Annotated in this window: 13 protein-coding genes; 8 read left to right on the top strand and 5 right to left on the bottom strand. The window is 58.0% G+C overall.

Annotation, left to right across the window (positions count from 1 at the left end):
- Window positions 1–100 precede the first annotated feature (100 nt).
- From Q1B16_RS20155 to Q1B16_RS20145, 3 genes are all read left to right on the top strand, one after another.
- On the top strand, window positions 101–829 hold the full coding sequence (locus tag Q1B16_RS20155) for a DUF736 family protein (protein WP_299793451.1): 729 nt from the start codon (window positions 101–103) through the stop codon (window positions 827–829).
- Between the two features lie 155 nt (window positions 830–984).
- Window positions 985–1,521: a hypothetical protein gene (locus Q1B16_RS20150; protein ID WP_299793449.1), complete on the top strand. Its 537-nt coding sequence runs from the start codon at window positions 985–987 to the stop codon at window positions 1,519–1,521.
- A 377-nt stretch (window positions 1,522–1,898) separates the two neighbouring features.
- Window positions 1,899–2,252 carry a rhomboid family intramembrane serine protease gene (locus Q1B16_RS20145; protein WP_299793447.1) on the top strand — a complete coding sequence of 118 codons (354 nt, stop codon included), beginning with the start codon at window positions 1,899–1,901 and terminating at the stop codon, window positions 2,250–2,252.
- Between the two features lie 134 nt (window positions 2,253–2,386).
- On the opposite strand, the gene Q1B16_RS20140 is transcribed toward Q1B16_RS20145, so the two are convergent.
- Together Q1B16_RS20140 and Q1B16_RS20135 are read right to left on the bottom strand one after the other, a co-directional pair.
- Window positions 2,387–4,717, bottom strand: a complete 2,331-nt coding sequence (locus Q1B16_RS20140; RefSeq protein WP_299793445.1) for a S8 family peptidase — start codon at window positions 4,715–4,717, stop codon at window positions 2,387–2,389.
- A gap of 8 nt (window positions 4,718–4,725) precedes the next feature.
- Window positions 4,726–5,694: an AAA family ATPase gene (locus Q1B16_RS20135; protein WP_299793443.1), complete on the bottom strand. Its 969-nt coding sequence runs from the start codon at window positions 5,692–5,694 to the stop codon at window positions 4,726–4,728.
- Window positions 5,695–6,531: 837 nt separating this feature from the next.
- Here Q1B16_RS20135 and Q1B16_RS20130 point away from each other — a divergent pair.
- From Q1B16_RS20130 to Q1B16_RS20110, 5 genes are all read left to right on the top strand, one after another.
- Window positions 6,532–7,461 (top strand): DUF2493 domain-containing protein, encoded by a 930-nt coding sequence (locus tag Q1B16_RS20130; protein WP_299793441.1) that lies wholly within the window; start codon window positions 6,532–6,534, stop codon window positions 7,459–7,461.
- A gap of 534 nt (window positions 7,462–7,995) precedes the next feature.
- Window positions 7,996–8,202, top strand: a complete 207-nt coding sequence (locus Q1B16_RS20125) for a hypothetical protein (protein WP_007120662.1) — start codon at window positions 7,996–7,998, stop codon at window positions 8,200–8,202.
- Between the two features lie 515 nt (window positions 8,203–8,717).
- Window positions 8,718–9,311: a helix-turn-helix domain-containing protein gene (locus Q1B16_RS20120; protein ID WP_050672728.1), complete on the top strand. Its 594-nt coding sequence runs from the start codon at window positions 8,718–8,720 to the stop codon at window positions 9,309–9,311.
- On the top strand, window positions 9,298–11,631 hold the full coding sequence (locus tag Q1B16_RS20115) for a relaxase/mobilization nuclease domain-containing protein (protein ID WP_299793436.1): 2,334 nt from the start codon (window positions 9,298–9,300) through the stop codon (window positions 11,629–11,631). Before Q1B16_RS20120 ends, Q1B16_RS20115 begins: the two co-directional genes overlap by 14 nt.
- An 8-nt stretch (window positions 11,632–11,639) precedes the next feature.
- Window positions 11,640–13,640, top strand: a complete 2,001-nt coding sequence (locus Q1B16_RS20110) for a type IV secretory system conjugative DNA transfer family protein (RefSeq protein ID WP_299793434.1) — start codon at window positions 11,640–11,642, stop codon at window positions 13,638–13,640.
- A 260-nt stretch (window positions 13,641–13,900) separates the two neighbouring features.
- Here Q1B16_RS20110 and Q1B16_RS20105 read toward each other — a convergent pair whose 3' ends face one another.
- The 3 genes from Q1B16_RS20105 to Q1B16_RS20095 all read right to left on the bottom strand — a co-directional run.
- Window positions 13,901–15,595 (bottom strand): hypothetical protein, encoded by a 1,695-nt coding sequence (locus Q1B16_RS20105; protein ID WP_299793431.1) that lies wholly within the window; start codon window positions 15,593–15,595, stop codon window positions 13,901–13,903.
- A gap of 47 nt (window positions 15,596–15,642) precedes the next feature.
- Complete coding sequence (locus Q1B16_RS20100; RefSeq protein WP_299793430.1) at window positions 15,643–16,797, bottom strand: dsDNA nuclease domain-containing protein; 1,155 nt, start codon at window positions 16,795–16,797, stop codon at window positions 15,643–15,645.
- Between the two features lie 393 nt (window positions 16,798–17,190).
- A partial coding sequence (locus tag Q1B16_RS20095; protein WP_299793428.1) for a hypothetical protein occupies window positions 17,191–17,831 on the bottom strand: 641 nt, incomplete at its 5' end.

Raw genomic sequence — 17,831 nt, 5'->3', positions numbered from 1 at the left:
GCAAGCTTTCTGATTTGTGATCCCTCAAGGGGTCGAGAAAGCAATCCCGGATGCGCTGGCAAGGACGTCAGGCACCGGCCAATCCAAAAGGAACCATCCCATGTTCGCAGGAAACCTCACCCGCAATGCCGAAACCGCAGCCGCCGAATACACCGGCATGATCCATTCGACGCGCTTCGATGTCGCCATCCAGCTTGAAACCCGCCCGAAGATGTCCGCACGCAGCCCTGATTACGACGTGACGGCGATTAACAAATCGGGCCGCAAGGTGCGCATCGGCACGGCCTGGAACGAGACCGGCAATACCAGCGGCAACCCCTACATCTCGATGCAGATCGATGTCGGCTTGGGCCCGTTCCGGGTCAACGCGGTGCAGACGAAAGAGGCGCGCGCGGCCCAGAGCGGCGCGTTCGAGATCATCCCGCTGGTCTCGAACGGCCTGATGAAATCCGGCTCGATCTCGGGCGAGCTCACCGCCATGGACGCTGACAACGCCTTCACCGGCTACATCGCCAACATGATGTTCGATCTGGAGTTCATACTGATCGAGAACAGCTACAAATCCGAGGAGACCCACCCCGATTACCGGATCGAGGTCAGCTCGCCCCGGGGCACGCCGATCCGCGTCGGCTCGGCCTGGATGGCGAAAAGCAGCCGCACGGGCAATGACTATCTGTCGCTGCTGATCAACACGCCCGATGGCGACCTGCGCGTCAACGCCGTGCAGAACGAAGAGCAGCGCGGCGGGCAGACCTTCTCGATCATCCCGTTCATCGACAGCGGTGAGCAGCCGCAGGATGCAGGCACGGGGCTGTCCTTGGTCGCCTAATCGGCGCGCGAGGGGGAGACGATCTGAGCCCAAAGGGGAGCCGTGGGACCACGGTTCCCCTTTTTCCATGTCTGGCTGCACGACGCACACATCTGCTTGCGATCTGCTGAATATGATATACGATAATATATTATTGAATGGTCGAGGGTGGGCACATGGTAGCGAGACTGGGAAAAGCTCCGTGGTTCGAGAGCTTTGATGTAGACGCCGAGGTTGAAGAGCTTATTGCTCATATCGAGCGTTGCACCGGATTTGCGCTGCCTGAACGACAGCGTGATGTCATCATGACCCATGCAAGGGCAAAGCTCGACAGGACAAGGCAGGCATATCTGGAGGCCAAGGCGGCGGGAAAGCCGGTGTCCACATCGCGCCGCGCCTATCTGACCGACCTGCAGGACACGATCTTCATGGCGATCCCGGAAGAGAACCTCGCGCGGATGCCCCTGAGCAAGCAGGTTCTGAACGATCCATCATTTTACGCGGACGCCATGCACTATGCCGCCGCGATCAGCGAGGATGAGCTCTTCATGGCGCTGTCCTCTTCGCTGAAGGACATGACGGTGCAAGACGCCCAGGCGTTCGTCTCGAAGCTCTGGCACAGCACGATCGATGACAATGCCCGCAAATATGCCGAAGCGTTGAAGCGCCCCGAGCGTGAAATCATGCCGCTGCGGCCTGGGAACACCGTGTAAGATCGGAGCCATTCTCTTGGCTTGAGCCCTACCGAGGTTGGCCGCCGCGAACCCCCTTTCCCGGAGGTGGCACCCTGTGCAGCGCGCGAAAGCCGTTGAAGGCGCTGTGGGGACGACTACTGTCGCCAACATGATGAACCGGGATCACATGCGCGTCTTCTTCCGGCGCACCGCGGCGCTTGCAGCCTTTGTCGCGCTGCTCTGGGCGGTTCAGGTTGTCAATTGGATCACCGGCTACGGCCTGAACCCGGCCTTCGGCCTGATCCCCAGGCACGGCAGCGGGTTGGATGGTGTCATCGCTATGCCCCTCCTGCATGGCAGCTTCTCGCAACTGATGGCCAATACGCCGCCGCTATTGGTGATGGGGGGGGCTGCTGGTGGCAACGACCACGCGAGCTTTGCTGCCGGTGAACGCCGTGGTGATCGGCCTCGGCGGCGGTCTTGTCTGGCTGTTCGGAAGCTCCGCCATCCATATCGGAGCGTCAGGGCTGGTCTTCGGCTGGTTCGGCTTCCTCATCGCGCGCGGTCTTGTGGATCGCTCCCCGATCACGCTGGGCGCGGCACTGGGTGTCGGTGTCCTCTATGGCTCCATTCTCTGGGGCGTTCTTCCGAGCCAACCCGGCGTCTCGTGGGAGGCGCATCTCTTCGGCGCCATCGCGGGCGCTGCAGCTGCAGTCCTTGTCCGGACGCATGTCCATGTGCCGCGCCTCGGCAGCGTCGATCTGGACTGAAGCCGTACACTCGGCCGATTCCGGCCGTTCGATGAGCGCAAAGTTCGCCGCAGCGCGGCTTGCTCGAAGCTGACGTTTGTTAGTCCGAAGATTACCGATAGACGCGCAACAATTGCTAGAAAATGTCGGGGTCTTCAGGTCCGCAATCTCGGCCGTAGCCTTGCATACAGCTGCACTTGAGCATGGTGCTCCAGTTCGACTACCAGCGCGAAGTTTTGACGGATCTCCTGATCCATAGCCCAGCCACCCACGCAACGTACTACCAGATGATATTCACCGCCATATTGTGTTGTGTCGGCTGAGAACGATATCGAGGCGCTTTGGATTGTGTTTTTGTCGCGAGCGTTCTTCTTGGGCACCAGATCACAATCATATTTTCCCGCCATCTCTGGGGGATCCGTTCCCTCTCCCACCCGCGAGCGAAAATACTCGAAGACGTGATCGACCGGGCAGCCCCGAATAAGGCGAAAATTCATACGCGTGCCGATATACTCTGCGCGGGTTCTTTTCACCGGAGGATCATACGCCAGAGAAACCCGAATAGTGCGTTTTCCTCCTGTCTGAAACTCAATCGGTATTGGCACCCGATAGACTGCGAAATGGTCCAGTTCCAGACTGTCTTCCACGAAGTAAACAACGCGGTGATCATCCGAGTAGGCCGCACGCAAGGTGTCGACGAGGCCAATACCATGGACTCTTGAATGATCACGCGCATCAAGAGCCAACAGTCGTCGAGTGGTAGCCTCTGGAACAGTCGCGGAATTCGCCAGAAGCGCTTTGATCAGATTGGCTGATGCCCCGGGGAAACGTCTGACCAACTGCGCAGCCCTGTTCGCTAACATCGGTGCGGCGAAAGACGTGCCGCTTTTGCTTGTAAGCAATTGACGCAAGAAATCGTGGTTTGTTGTAATCAGGCCTGCCGTCGCCAGATGAGGGGCCGTCTGCAAACGCCTCGCCACGGCATCAAAAACCATTGTCCCGCCATAGTCGACGAAATCAGGTTTGGTCATGCCTCCGGCGCCTGGGCCAGTGCGCGTGAAAGGTGCAGGTTCATCTCGCTCGGTGATGGGCTGAATATGCGCATCAAATTCATGCTGAGGGCCAATGCCGTTTGCATGAGCCAATGCACCAACCGTCACGATGTTTGCGCCTCCAGCAGGTTCACATACACGGTTTGCGACTTCAAGGAGATAGCCCGGATATTGGGTCACGCCTTGCTCAACTGATGTACCGCCACGAGGGGGCCGGTTTCCCGCTGACACAAAGATCAGGACGTTCAACTCACGTGCCAACTCATCCAGCGTCGTTGCCCAAGGACCAACGCGTCCTTGCTCAAAGTTAGCCTTCGTGTCGCCGAGAGAGATCACGAATATCCGGCATCCATGACTTGCATTTAGGCTCTGGATCGTTTGTCTCATCTGGCTCGGCAGCGTCCGACGATCAAAAAACTTCCGCTCGTCCGTTACCACCTTTGCCGAGATAATTCTCGCCACACGTTGCAAAGAGGTTCCGTCGAGCTGCGACCTTAAATCACCAAGCGCGGCAACACCGGCCACTGCCGTCCCGTGTCCGGCAATATCTGCTTCACCGAGCTCGCTGGGAAAGGCCTCGCGCGCGACGATCGCATCCGCGAGGAATGGATGATCGTTCACGCCCGTATCCAACACAGCAATGATTGGCAGATCAGGGTCAAGAGGCGCAACGGGCGGAACATCATCTAGCGCGAACTGGACGATCTGATTGGCTTCGATGTCCGGCTCCGGTGGAAGGTCAATAAAAGCTACTTCAGGAACAGAAAAAATCGGTCTGATGGACTGCCCTGAAGCCTTGACCCGGATCATCGTGATAGATGGCCCAGAATAGTGGTCGTATGGCTCTCCACCCTGCTCCTCAATGAACGCGATGATTTCTTCTGCCTTTCGACGACGCGCAGCCTGCGTCCCGAACTCCCAAAGTTCGACATCGAGTATGTACTCTTGGCCGTCTTGAAGATCAGAAACCTCCGTAAAACCGGCTTCTTTGATCCTGATCCCGAGACGGTCGCGCGGCTCCAGTGTGCTAATACTACCGATACGGTTGATAAAACCGGAGTAGCTCGGATTCTTCTGACCTGCAGATGTTGGTCCCTCATAGGCATCCAGCCTATTGCGAAAATCGCTCAGTTCATCTGTTGAAGAAAACAAGACGATATTGTTGTCATCGTCTGTATTTAACAACGTGAGTCCAAGCTGTTCCCAGTCTCCCACCATGGCCAGTCCATGCATGTGGACTTTCAGAATCAGGGATGGATCGACAAATTGGGGAGGGCGGATGGCGCGTTGACGTGCGACCGCATCATCGGCTTCGCGCCGTATTTGCCCTCCGTGACCCTTTCCCGGCTTGGGCGCTGGACCGGGTCTGCCGTCTTTTCGGCGTGCAAAAGGCTCTTTCGCTCTGACCAGTTGCAGATGATCGTATTGTGCCAACAGTGGCCTCACTGGTTGTTCGATAATTTCCTTAAACGCATCCTGCGGCGTTCAGCGTAACGGATGGCATCACGAAAGTCTTTCTTTGAAATGCTTTTTCGGCGATCAAGAAGAGAAATTTTCTTGGCCTGGTTGCAAATTTTTTCAAGCTCGGCATAGGAATAATCAGCTAGGCTCTGAACGAAATCCTCTGCTTCGAACTCCGTTTCGGTGTTTTTCAGCGCATTGGTGAGATACCTGCGGACCATTGCTTCGTCGGGATGGTCAAACCATACTACTTCATCGAAGCGTCGCCATATGGCGGGATCAAGGTGAGCGTCCAGGTTGGTGGCGGCAATCAGAAAGCCACCTGGCTGTATCTGATCGATGAAGATCAGAAGACTGTTGACCACGCGTCTCAGTTCACTGTGATCGTTGCCTTCTTCCCGCGACCGCGCAATCGCGTCAAATTCATCGAAAAAAAGTACGCATGGCTGGCGGCGTGCAAACTCAAAGGTCTTGCGAATATTGGTGGCAGTCTCGCCCAAAAATGAAGAGATGAGGCTGTCCAGTTTGACAAAGAAAAACGGCAATCCCAGCTGGCCGGCGAAAACCTCAGCACACAATGTCTTGCCCGTTCCAGGTGGCCCGCAGAACAGTAGTTTGGAACGCACGGGAAGCCCGTGGCGCTTGATCGTTTCGGACTTTCGGAATTCATCCAGTAGCCCAGTGAAGAGCTCAATGTTATCGTGAGTCAGGATGATGTCATCGGGCGTATGAACGGGTTCGATCCGCTGGATGAACTCTCCGGCCTCGTCTGGGAACGGCACCAAAGGAGAAAGACCCTTGGCTTGCGGGTGTGTCGTCAGTCCATCCAGTGCCTTGCGCAGTGACCGTGCTAGCACTCGGTTGTTCTTTTTTTCCTCTTCGGAGATGATCTGTTCGACAACACCACGGAATTCATCGTCGCGCCCGTAGCTCGACAACAGCTTTTTCATCAGTTCTCCGCGTGCCATGCAACCACCTGCTTTTCGTAAAATCGTAGCCGAGTATTGCGACGAGCGCTACCGAATTTGACGCTTGATTTGGATAAAGCCGGGTTGGAATGCCACGGTGTCGAGAAAGGCTGAGGGCGCATCAATCAGTTCGAAATCTTACGGCAAACGTCCGGTTTTCTTGACCTGCTTCACTATTTTCGCTGCCGCAGCGAACGTCCGCCCGCCCTTTAAGTCGAATGCCCGGACAAGCAATACCTATAGTCGGCAGCGGCGTCGCCCGCACATCAACCTTGGCCGGAGCCTTGCGGCTCCCCAGCTCGGCTGCGCGTGTCGCAGGGGAGAACGGCCCTTCGGTCCGTCGCGCATTCGGCCATGCGGCCTCACCGCGGCGTTGCGCCTGGCATCCCGGTTTGCCCGCCTCGCGAGCACGTCTCTCCCTGGCCGCTCCGCCGGATTGCGCTCAGGTCTGTTTTGCGGAGCAAAACGATCCCGCCGCTTCATCCGTCTCCCGCGTCCGGTCGGGCCGTTTGCCTGCTCGGGTCGGGCAAACCTACCGTCTAAACACACACACATGAGCGTGGAAGCATATCCTCCGGATGGCCCCCAAATCAGCCCGCGTCAAGGATCGCAAAACTTTTCGGCGAGGGCGGGGTCTGTGGCGCGGGGCGGTCTCGTGCGTGAGGGCGCGCAAGTGTCAGATGCTGCGCGCGGAAAACTTTTGCGCCCGGCAAGCCGGCGGCTGCGCCGTCCCTGACCCGTGCAGATTCGGAAACCAGGCATTCGGCCATGCCCCCACACTCACGTGGTGGCCTTGGAACCGAACACTGGAGACCAGACATGGCTTACGACACCGCAAACACCTACGAGACCATTGAGCTTTTCGGACTGACCGAGAAGGACGCACAGCTGCCGATCCCCGAGGATCACATCCTGACCGACCGCATCATCCGCGAGAGCTTCGAGGCTTTGCTCGGTCCGCTGCGCGCGACCGGCCTTGAAGGCGAAATCGAACCGCTGGCCCATGGGCTCGCCACGATCCTACAGCGCCGCAAGGTGGCACTTGGCAAGGAGATCGACCGCACCGCCGACAAAATCGGCGCGCTGGCAAAATCCCATGACGGATCGGAGATCGCCGAGACCGCGCTCGAAGAGGCGCAGGCGCGCTTTCTGCAGCTGCGCGAGATCGACGGCGCCATCGAGGTGATGAGCGAGGCAGCGGCGGAATGCTACGAGATCGAGACGGGCCACGCCTTCATCCCGGCAGCCGGGTCGCGCGCAAGCGTCCGGGCGCAGGAGACAGGCGCTGTCTTCGAGGCGCAGCAGCTTCTCGAGCAGCACGACCGGGAAACCGCCGAGAAGTCGAAAGTCGAGGGCGTGCCCCTGATCGTCTCGGGCGCAACCGACTGGACCGATGTCGATGTGATCTTCAACACGCTCGACAAGGTTCGCGAACGGATCAAGCAGAACCGCAACCAGGAGATCTTCCTCTGCCACAAGGGTGGCAAGCACGGCGCGGAGATGATCGCGGCTCGGTGGGCCCGGGCACGCGGGATAGCACAGGCGCGCTTCGATCCGCGCTGGTCCGCGCACGGGCGGGCGGCACCGTTCAAGTGCAATGACGAAATGCTGGACGACAAGTTCGCGGCGACGGGGGTTGTACTCTTTGGCGGCAACGGAGTCGCGCTGAACCTCGGGCAGAAGGCGGAGGCAAAAGGCCTGACGGTCATGCGGGTTGCTGACCCGGCGAAGAGGTCTGCGGAGAAGTGAATTGAGAGGGTCGCCTTCGGGCGGCCCTTTCGTCATGTCTCATGGCGCGTGCGATCGGTCACACTTGATCAGCAACTCGCGGCGGCCAGCACCGTCATCGCTCTACCCGGTCCGTCTGAGTTCGGTCCATCCGCATCGGTAGGGGCTGGGGATGGTGCGCACCTCGCACATCGTCAGCAGCGCAAGACCGAGGGGTCGAGACGTCGCACATGAGGCTAAATACCTGCACAACCCTCGGGTGGTGTTTCGGAACATCGCATCCACGCGGGCGGGCGTCATCAGCACCCCGGCTAGGTTCGGCAGGACGTGGACGCGGATGGTGGCGACTGCGTGATGGCAGAGGTCATTCGGGTCCCTCCTTTTTGCTATGCATGTGGATCGCACGGGGTCGGCCCGTTCGTGCCCTCAGCTCACGCTTCGGCAAGCACAAATACGGCTTCCACGGCGGGGCCGCGGACCCTCCGCATTTGCGCTTGCGACCGGTCCTCTTCCCCCCGTGCTGGGTGATCCTCATCGCAATAAGGAGTAACCCAAATGACCAACCACTACGTCGCCACCGTTCCCGTCAAGTTCACCGATACCGATGGCCAGGAGCGCACCCGTTTTCAGCGCGTGGGCGCGATGTTCCGCAACACCCGCAACGGGGATGGCTCGGAGTTCTTCAGCCTCAAGCTCGATTTTCCGGTCGCGGTCTCGGAGCTGGTGATGTTCCCGCCGAGCGCGAAAGATCCCCAGGACTAAATCCTCTGGCGAGGATGGGTCGCCCCAGGACGATCTTGGGGCGGCCCGATCCCTGTTCCAGGGATGCTGGTCCTTGCGCGTTCAACGGACGCACTCCGCCCGGAATGACCAGGCCGCGACAGACCGGCCAGTCAGCCTCAAGGGGGCCATCCACAAAAACCTATCGGCCAGGGCCTCCCGGTTTTTGCGGCAGAGATTTGGGAACCCAAATCTGGCCCTCCTTGACCCTGCCTGTCCGCCCTGTCGGTGGGGTTTGCGCCCGCCCGCGGTTCCGTCCGAACACATGCGTGTTCGGCCAGAGCCTCGGGCGGGGCTGGCGGACCGGATCCCTAGGACAGGTGTCGCCCGGTGGTGAGGTCGGCAGAGCCGCGTCCCTGCGGGCCGCGGGGGAAGCGGACACCAAGGCTGCCTGAGCCTGAATGCGACGTAAGTATATAATTGACAGCTTGTTATATTATCGTAATGTGGAGGCAGCCTTGGTGGAAGGTGGCAGGAAATAGGGGGTCTTTCTTCGCATGTCTCGTTCAAAACGTCTCACAGATGCGGAGCGCATGGAGATCGTTCGCGAGGCTGCGGAAGGTGTATCGACATCCGTGTTGGCGGAGCGGTTTGGCGTGTCCCCCCGGGCGATCCAGTACACGCTCAAAGCCAGTGCAGAGCGCCAGGCAGATGCCGCGATCCCGGTTTCAGCAGTCAGTGTGAAGGTCACCGCTGCGGAGCTTGAGGCGCTCGATGCGGTGTTGGCGAAGGCGGGGATCGAGAGCCGGGCCGAGGGGCTGCGGCGGCTCATTCAGGCCGCAGGCGGGGTGTTCGTTCCGGACGCGCAAATGGCGGTCGAAATGGCGCGCTACCGCGCCTCGCTGCACGAGGTTGGCAATGGGGTCGCGCAGATCGCCAAGCAGATGACCCGGGCCAACCGGCAGGGGCAGGGGGCTGATGGTGGCACGCGTGCCGAGTTTTCTGAGCCGCGCCTTGCGCAGATGCGCGGGTTGGCGCGGTTCATCCTCGATTCCGCCGACGAGATCGACTTGCTCCTGCGCCGCCGTCGGGACGCGATGCAGCTCGAAGCCACTGCCGCACTGAGGGAGTTTGCCCATGCGGCTGAATGATGCTGTCGACGCCGTCACCGGCGAGGTCTTCCGGGACGGCTGGAGCCGCATCCGCGGCTCGATGCAGGGCCTGCATGTGGCCAAGCAAACCCAGCTTGTGCGCGCGGCAGCGGGGCATCGGCCAGCGGTCTTCAAAGCGATCCGGGGCGGGGGGACGCACAACAAGTCGCAACTGATGAACCAGCTCGAGTACCTCACCACCAAGTCCACCCATATCGTGGACAGTAGCGGGTTTCTGGATGGCAAGGCGAGGCTTGAGGCGAAGGACATCAAGGACCTCACCGAGCGCTTTGCCAAGCGGTGGGATGCGGGCTTCAAGCCCAAGCTCGGGCAGACCACCCACATGCTCATGTCTTTCCCCATCGGCACGCGCGGTGAGGATGTGCGCGATATCGCAACGGATGTGGCAGAGCGGTTCTTCCAGACCGACGAAGGGCACTTCGACTACATCATCGCGGTGCATGAGGACCGCGATCATCCCCATGCGCATCTGGTGCTGAACCGCCGCTCGCAGGAAGGCGAGTTCTTCTTCCTCGGGCGCAACCATCGCTTCAACTATGACGACTTCCGCCTCGCCATGGTCGAGGAGGCCGAAAAGTATGGCGTGCGCCTGGAGGCCACGCGCCGGGTGGATCGCGGGGTTGTGCATTACCCAGCCCGAACCAGCGAGGTCTACGCGGCCAAGGACGAGGGTCGCGCGCCCCGCGAGCGCGAACGTGTGGGGCAGGACCTGGCGCGGACGCTGGCGGAGATCGCCAACACCAGAACCGTCTACCATTCGCTTGCCGCGGAAGCCTCCCGCGAAGCCCGCGAGGATATTGCCGCAGCCCTCTTCCGCGCGGGCGAGGTGCTGGCGCGGGGCGGGCAGGTGGATCGAACAGGAGATGTGTATATGGCCGAGGATCAAAGCTTCGAGGATCTGAGAAGCCTCTATGCGGAGAAGCTCACGCGGGTGCAGGGCATGATCGCCGAGAAGTCTGACGCGGAACGTCCCGTGCTGGAAAAACGTCTCATCGAGATCCAGACGCAGGTCCAGCACATGCAGCCTCTCGGTTTGCGATCATCCACGCTGTCAGAGACCCCCTCGGAGGGCGGGATCTATTCGGAAGCCAATATCGACGCCAGCCAGCGCGAGCGACTGGCCGAGCCCGACCTGAGATCGCGCATTGACGCGGCACTACGGGGCACCGGCATCAGCACATCGGAAGTGGTGGCCCGGATCGAGACGGGCGCCTCAAATGCAGCGCTCGAGCATCAATGGATCGCCAATGATCTCTCCAAAGTAGCTGAGGCGCGCGATCTGAACCTCGAGCGCCGCGCCGATCTGGAACAGGCCCGCGACATTCTCAACGATGTGCATGTCGCGCTCGGCACGCTGCTGGAACGCGAACAGGTGCTGCGCCGGGATGGTGTCATGGAAGCGGAACCGGACAGCGAGCGGTTCCATTATCATGAGGGCGCGGTGCGGGCGATGGAAGGGACAATCCGTCAGGAGATGCGCGCAGACGGCCTGACAGCGCAGCAGATCGAGGACCGGGATTGGGAGGTTGTCTCGCGGGCGGAGCGCCGGATCGAGACGGAGCAGCGCGCGTATCTCGAGGCACACCCGGACCTGCTCGCACGTCCTGGCGATGTGATCGACCGGTCTGAGCCCTATAGAGAGACCATCACCGATGCGGCCCGCGCCAGCGAGATCACCCGCGAGGTCGACCGCATCATGGAGGGACGCGATGTCCGCACGCCCCTTGCAGATTCGGTCGCGGATGACTTGCGCGCGCGCTATCCGGACATGCCGTCCCACCTCGCCCGCGGGCTTGGCGCGACCTATGCGGCCGTCGTCGAGATCCGGGACACGGAGGCCATTAATCAGGTCCGCCGCGAAACCGAGATGCGCGAGGGGCTTGGGGTTGGCACGCGCGACGCACTCCTCGCAGCCCGCGGTGAAACTGCGCCGCAGTCTGACCGTGCCGACCGCCTTGCAGACGAGATTGCGCGTGTCCTGGACCATGAGCGGGCGGGGGAATTGTCCGCGCCCTTCGAGATCGAGGCGGAGCGGGACGCCTTCCGCGACGAGATCGCGCGGGTGCTGGATGACCGTCAACTCGAGCGGCTCACATCCGGCGATGCCGATGCGCTGGACAAGGTTCTCGAGGACCGCCTCGACCGGCTTTATGTCGCCAAGGTCTACCTGCAATCGGATGCCGCGACGGCCAACACCGAGGCCTTGCGCCAGGTGGTCGATGAACTCGCTGACGCCGAATACGAAAAACACCGCGCGACAGACGTGGATGGCGAGACCGAGCGGGGTCAGGTCCATTGAGCGCGTCCATGGGAAAAGCGCGGATCGCCACGGGCGTCCTGCTTGTAACGATGGTAACCGCCGCCATGGGCTATACCATCGCCTCGGCGGTGCTGACCTACCAGGATCTCGGCTTTGGGGCCGAGATCGACTTTGCCTATATCGCGCAGAACTACATGGCGATCCTGGACCGCCGCCCGGAGCATGCCCAACTCATTCACCTGATCATCGGCAGCTTCGCCGCCGCGGGCCTTATGCTGAGCCTTGCCCTATCGGGATCCGCCCTCACACGCTTTGGCCAGACCCATTGGCAGACCGCGCGCGAGATGAAGGCCAATGGCTTCTTCGGGGCGCCCGGGACCGGGTTCATCCTCGGCAAACTTGGCTCTCCAAAATCCCGCGCGAAATACATCTGCTCGAAGGTCTTCCCGCATGCGCTGATTGTGGCGCCCACGGGCCGCGGCAAGACCACGGGCTTTGTCATTCCGAACCTGCTGACCTGGCAAGGCTCTGCCGTGACGCTCGATGTAAAGGGCGAGTGTTTCGAGGCCACGGCGCGGCACCGCGCAGCCCAGGGCGACAAGGTCTATCGCTTTGCCCCCACCGATTGGGAGGGCAAGCGCACCCATCGCTATAACCCGCTCCTGCGTATCTTCGAGCTGAAAGATCCTGCGCGCCAGCAGATGGAACTGCAGCTCTTGGCGACGCTGTTTCTGCAGAGTGACAACGACCGGGTGCACGGCCTCCTCAAGGGCGGGATCGATCTCTTCGTGGCGGCAGGGCTCTTGGCCTTCCAGCGCAAGCGCCCGACCTTGGGCGAGATTTACCGCATCGCGGCCTCGGGCGGGAACAAGCAGAAGGAGTATTTGGCGCGGGGCCACGAGGTCGACAACCGGGCGGCCAAGCTGATCTTCACGCGGCTGGCCTCAACCAACAACGACACGCTGACGTCATACGTCTCGCTCCTGATGACCTCGGGGCTCGATCAATGGCAGAACCCTGCGATCGATGAGGCAACGGCGGTGTCGGATTTTGATTTCCGGACGATCCGCAAGAAGCCCTTTTCGGTTTATCTCGTGGTCCAGCCGTTGATGGTGAGGCCGCTTGCGCCGTTGATCCGGCTCTTCTTCTCTGATCTCCTCTCGGCCATGCAGGAAAAGGACCCCGGGCAGGATGAGCCTTGGCCCGTGATGATCATGCTCGACGAGTTCAACCGTTTGGGCAAAATGCCTATCGTGGTTGAGAGCATTGAGACCCTGCGGACCTATCGCGGTCATCTGGCCGTCGTCACGCAGACCATCCCCGCCCTCGATGAAATCTATGGCGAAAACACCCGTCGCGCCCTGCAGGGCAATGCGGGCGTAAAGCTCTACCTCACGCCTTCGGATGAGAAGACAGTCGAGGAGCTGAGCAAGGCGGTCGGCAAGACCACCAAGACCGTGGTCACGCGGTCTCAGTCCATCGGCAAAAACCCCTTCGAAGGACGCAGCCAGTCCACACGGACCGAAGAAAGTTCTTTGCTGCCCGAAGATGAGGCGCGCCGTCTGCCGCTCGACGAGATCGTCATGGTGATCGATGCCCAGATGCCAGTCCGTGCGAAGCGGATTCAGTATTTCGACGACCGGCTGTTCAAGGCAATCCATGCAGCGCAGACGGGCGAATTGCCGTTTCCGGAGCTGGGGGGAGGTGGACCGCAGGGCGATCTGCCGCTGAGTATGCGCGCCATGCCGATGACGCCGCCACCGGACGGGCCCCGTGGAACTGAAACCGATGTGGTGGCCGGACGCCAGGCTGCTGAAGGCCAATCGTCAGAGCAAACCCATGTCGCCCCAAAGAAGACTGCGCCCGTCGTTCAAGCAGTTGTCGCCGAGGAACAGCGTCAGATGGAGATGGATTTTGGCGGCCAGGTTGCGGATGCCGAGACAGTCGGCGTGGATGATGAGGCGCAGATGCATTCTGTTGTCGATGGCTTGGATGACATGGAAGCGATGCTGCGGGAGGAGGATGGTGAAAGGCTGATTGCTCATTAGGGTGGTGGGCATCGCGTGTCTGTCAGGGATGGCGGAATGCCGATTTTCTCTGCATCCGCTCGCCAAGCGCCTCATTTTGAAGAACGCAGCCACTCGAGGAACCACCGCGCTGCAGGTCTCGTGGGAACTTGCACCAGTGGCAGCTATGTGCAGGAGATAAGCTTTGCAGAATACAGCAAATGATCCAAGGCAACGTTTGGGCCTCGTCGCTGAGGTGTCCGTCAGATCAAGTCTAAAGTTTGAAACTACAAGAAAAGAACTTACGGCTCCAAAATGGCGTTTAAGAAAGGCAGCATATGCCTGCGTACGGCTTCATACTGATCAGCTCGAAGAAGCTGCTCCTTGGTTTCTGGGTTTATCTCTCGTCCAGAGAACTCAACGCCCTGCATGCTGCCAGTAGCCAATACTAACTGACTTCCTTTTGGGCGGTCATTGATGGCGAACCTGATCATCTTTTCTGCATTCTTGGGATCAGGGTCTTGTTGGAGGGGAGTGTCAACAACAATTGGGCAGAAGCACGATGTAGAAAACTCATGGATCGTGTGCAAAACAGCATAATTGTATGCCAACAGTAGGCGTGGAGCTCTGTTGCCAGTCTCTTTGATTGTTGGGCGAATGTTGTCCCACATATTCGTAGGAACATTTTCAATGCCTAGTTTCGTGCAAAACTCATGCAATTTTCCTGCATAAAACTTTATTATTTTCTCTTTATGCTCTTTCTTGTCAAAAGAGCTCATTTCCTTTTTAGCCTCTAAGATCCTATCGTTTAATACCCCTATGTCGCCATCAATAGAACGTTCTTCTTGCTCAAAGGTATCGTCAACGATGCGTTCACTTTCGTCGCGCAACATGTCACCAAGCTTGATCTCGCCACGCGTCTCTTCCAGGATTTCCTGAATCCGCTCAATACGTTTATCAAGCGTGGGTATAGCTTTGAGCTTTGCGTCTATATCTTTGTCAAGCCTTTGAACCCTAGCTCTCGCTTCGACGAGAACAATTCGACAAGCTTCAGCGTCATTGTGAAGCCCAAACCTGTTGGCAAAGTCGTTTTCATGCACCGTGCTGCACACTGGACAAACGATTTCAGCCTCGCTTAGTTTTTGAGAGAACTTGATATCTGCTTCCAACTCAGACAGCACTTTCGCGGCTATTTCTACCTCCTCTTGATAGGCGGCTCTCTGCGACTGTAATTGCCCAATTTCACCACGTATTTCATCATAGCTGCTCTGAAGGCCGTTTTGCTCTTTCAGTAATGCTTTGATTCTGTCTTCAAACGCTCCAACGTCCAGTGCGATACCCATCTTTTTACGCTTATCGCTAAAGCGCTTCTTCGCTTTAGACAAAGCGGTACGCTCTTGGGCTAGCTCATTTCGTGCAGCCGCAGATTCATCTCTTAGTGCCTTCGCACGGTAGTATTCCTTGGGGCGTATTCCAGTGTGATAGCGAGCAATGTCATCCTTATAACTGCTCACCATGTCCAAACCTGAAAATGACGCCCATGTGTCTACCCAGCCCTTCTCTTGATCAAGATAAAAGGGAAGGAAGCAGAAAGCTGGAGGAGGCACCGCATTACTGCCTCCTTTGAGCTTTGTCACAATCTCAAAATCAAGTAGCTCACCAATTTTTGCGCCTAACTCCTTAACTATCGAACTTGCAGTCCAGATCAGCGATCCATCTTGCTCAAACAACGCAAAGCGGCCCGCCTGCCTCAGGATAAAGTAGTAATTGCCGTCGATCTCAAATTCCAGAAGTGATTCAACCTTTGCGTTTTTCCAAGCTTCTGGCGTGCGTGATGGATCCGCTCCAAGAGAAGAGTAGAGCGATTTGATCAAGCTAGACTTGCCAAAATCGTTGTCCGCTACGACAGCTGTTGCAGCTTGGCTAAAATCTTCAACTCTGGCCTTCTTTTCTTGATTTGATAGCAGCCAAAGTCTTTTGAATTTCAGCTTTTTCATGCCGCTTGGTCCTCAAATTCCTGATCAAAGATTTGTAGTTTTCTAACTTATTCGATTGAATACGCTTCATATAAGATCATCGCCTTTATGCGTTCGTCTGATGCCATTTTGAGCTCTGCACGCACTTTGCCTCCAAGTGCGTCGAAAACACTTGCCAGCATTGCGTTCAAGTCCATGTCCGTTCCACTTTGCTCCTGAAGGTGGACTGCGATCAACCTCCTCACCTTCCGCACAGCTTTGTTTGGGTTTAGCACAGCAACGCGGTAACTGTTCCACTCACGCCTTAAACGTAGCTTTTTTGGCGCTGGCAAGTTGATCTCTGGTGCAATCTCTTCCCATTTGGGACACGCAACGGTTGCAGACACTGTTTTAAGCCAGTTGTCTGTATCTCTACGGGTGATTCCGCGCTGAGCAACGACGTTGTCGTAGTCAGCTAAATCGATTTTTGTGGCGCGTGCTTTGGTGGTACATTCGTCTGAAACGGCCTTGAAGAGCGCAGACAGAGAAAACTCAACCTCCCCAAGGCTGTCGACAACAAATGCTTCAAGCTTACCTTTGGCATGGTTGTCTGCATCTTCAAGGCTTAAGTCAGATTTCTCAATCCAAAGAAGCTCACTCTTTATTGTATCTTCACCGCCAAACTCTTTCTCCAGTTTCTCAACTATCTTTTGCAAGTCAGCCTTATCGCACTCTTTAAGGCAGAACTTTTGTTTATCTGTTGGAGCAAAGTTTGTGGGAGCATTGCTGAGGAATGTGCTCGACTCAACATCACCGTCAAACGCGACAAAATTTTGATACATTTTGCCTAGAAACGAAGAAGATTCTTCGCCCTTTTTAGTATCGCGTTTTGTCAAAGCGGCAGGAGTCCAATGTCCACTCTTCTTAGACTTAACCTGATAAAATTTGACGCTCCGCGGATCAATTGAATCGTCAAACAGCGCAATGTCATCGTGGAATTCAAAGACTAAAGCGTAGTCGCCATCTAGCCTATGGCGCTCCAAAACCAATACAAGACCACACAGCGCCTGAAAGTGATAACGGGCATTGGTTGGCGCACCGCTATCTTCTCGCGGCTGGGTGGCTGCCAGCTTTTGCTTAAGGTTGGGCAAAAAAATGCTTCCTTCGCACATCAAAATAGCTACACGAACCATTGCCGAAAATTTCAACCCTGACAAGAGCCTCACTTCATCTAGAAGGCCCATTGAGGCAACCTGCTACATTTAGTCCGCCAACCAAAATCGCACATGATGTGTCGAGTGCAATTTCACAGACCGCCTTAGGCCGTGATCAGTGTTTACCTACGATAACAAGCACGACTCGAAAGTCCGATGGCCATTCTTCATCCTTCGAAAATGCTGCGCCATGGACGAATGGCCGGTCTGGTGAAGCTGCGGCGCGGCATTGGCCGGTGGGTAGAAGGCGGCTCTGGGCCGTACCTGCTAGGGATGGATGGCCTGGCCATCGAACATGCTGCGACCGATCTAATGACCGCGAAGAGCCCATATTTCTCGGTTTCCGCATCGCGGCGAATGTCAGCTTTAGGGTCGTGCTGCGCGCGATGTACCTTACAAAGTAATCTACTCACGAACCCAACATTACGATTCATAGGGCCGCTCAACACCCAAAGCCTCGTTCAGCTTGCCCCAGGTTGCGGCTTCGAACCGTTCAGGCCATTCCACATCGCGCTGTTTCGCGAGCTGCCGCGCGCGCGGCAAATAGGCCTTCGCATAGGCAAGGTGTGTTGTAATCATCGCCTCCCGTTCTGCGACAGGCGCGGGCAAGGCGGTAATCAACGCCTTCTGCTCTTCGGTCAGCAGGCGGTTCAAGTGAAGCGCTCCGCTTCGATCCGGCGCAGCGGTTTCTTCAACCATGAGGTCGATCAGTTTGGTGCGCAGGTGGAAGATACCCGCGACACCGTTGATGTATTCTTCGCGGCCCGCTGCAAGATGCAGAAGCCCCAGTATGCGAATGAACTCCTCGATCTGACGGAACAGGCGTGCCGGTGAAGCCTGTGGTTGTGGTCGCTCTTTCGGTAGCTGGTCGTAAAGACCGTCATGATCGAAGAGAGGTCGAAGGCTTGACTGATTGTGTGCTGCGAACTGTTCCGGCTTCAGGATGATTACATCCGTGCGTGCCCAGTCTGCGGTGATGGCGTTGATCTGAACCGCTCCGGGTTTGCCGGAGGCTCCAACTCTTGAGTAGGATGGAGCATCATGAGCAAGACGACGAACAAATA

It is taken from the genome of uncultured Marivita sp. (genome assembly GCF_947488135.1).
GTDB lineage: Bacteria > Pseudomonadota > Alphaproteobacteria > Rhodobacterales > Rhodobacteraceae > Marivita.
This window is presented reverse-complemented; position numbering and strand designations above follow the sequence as displayed.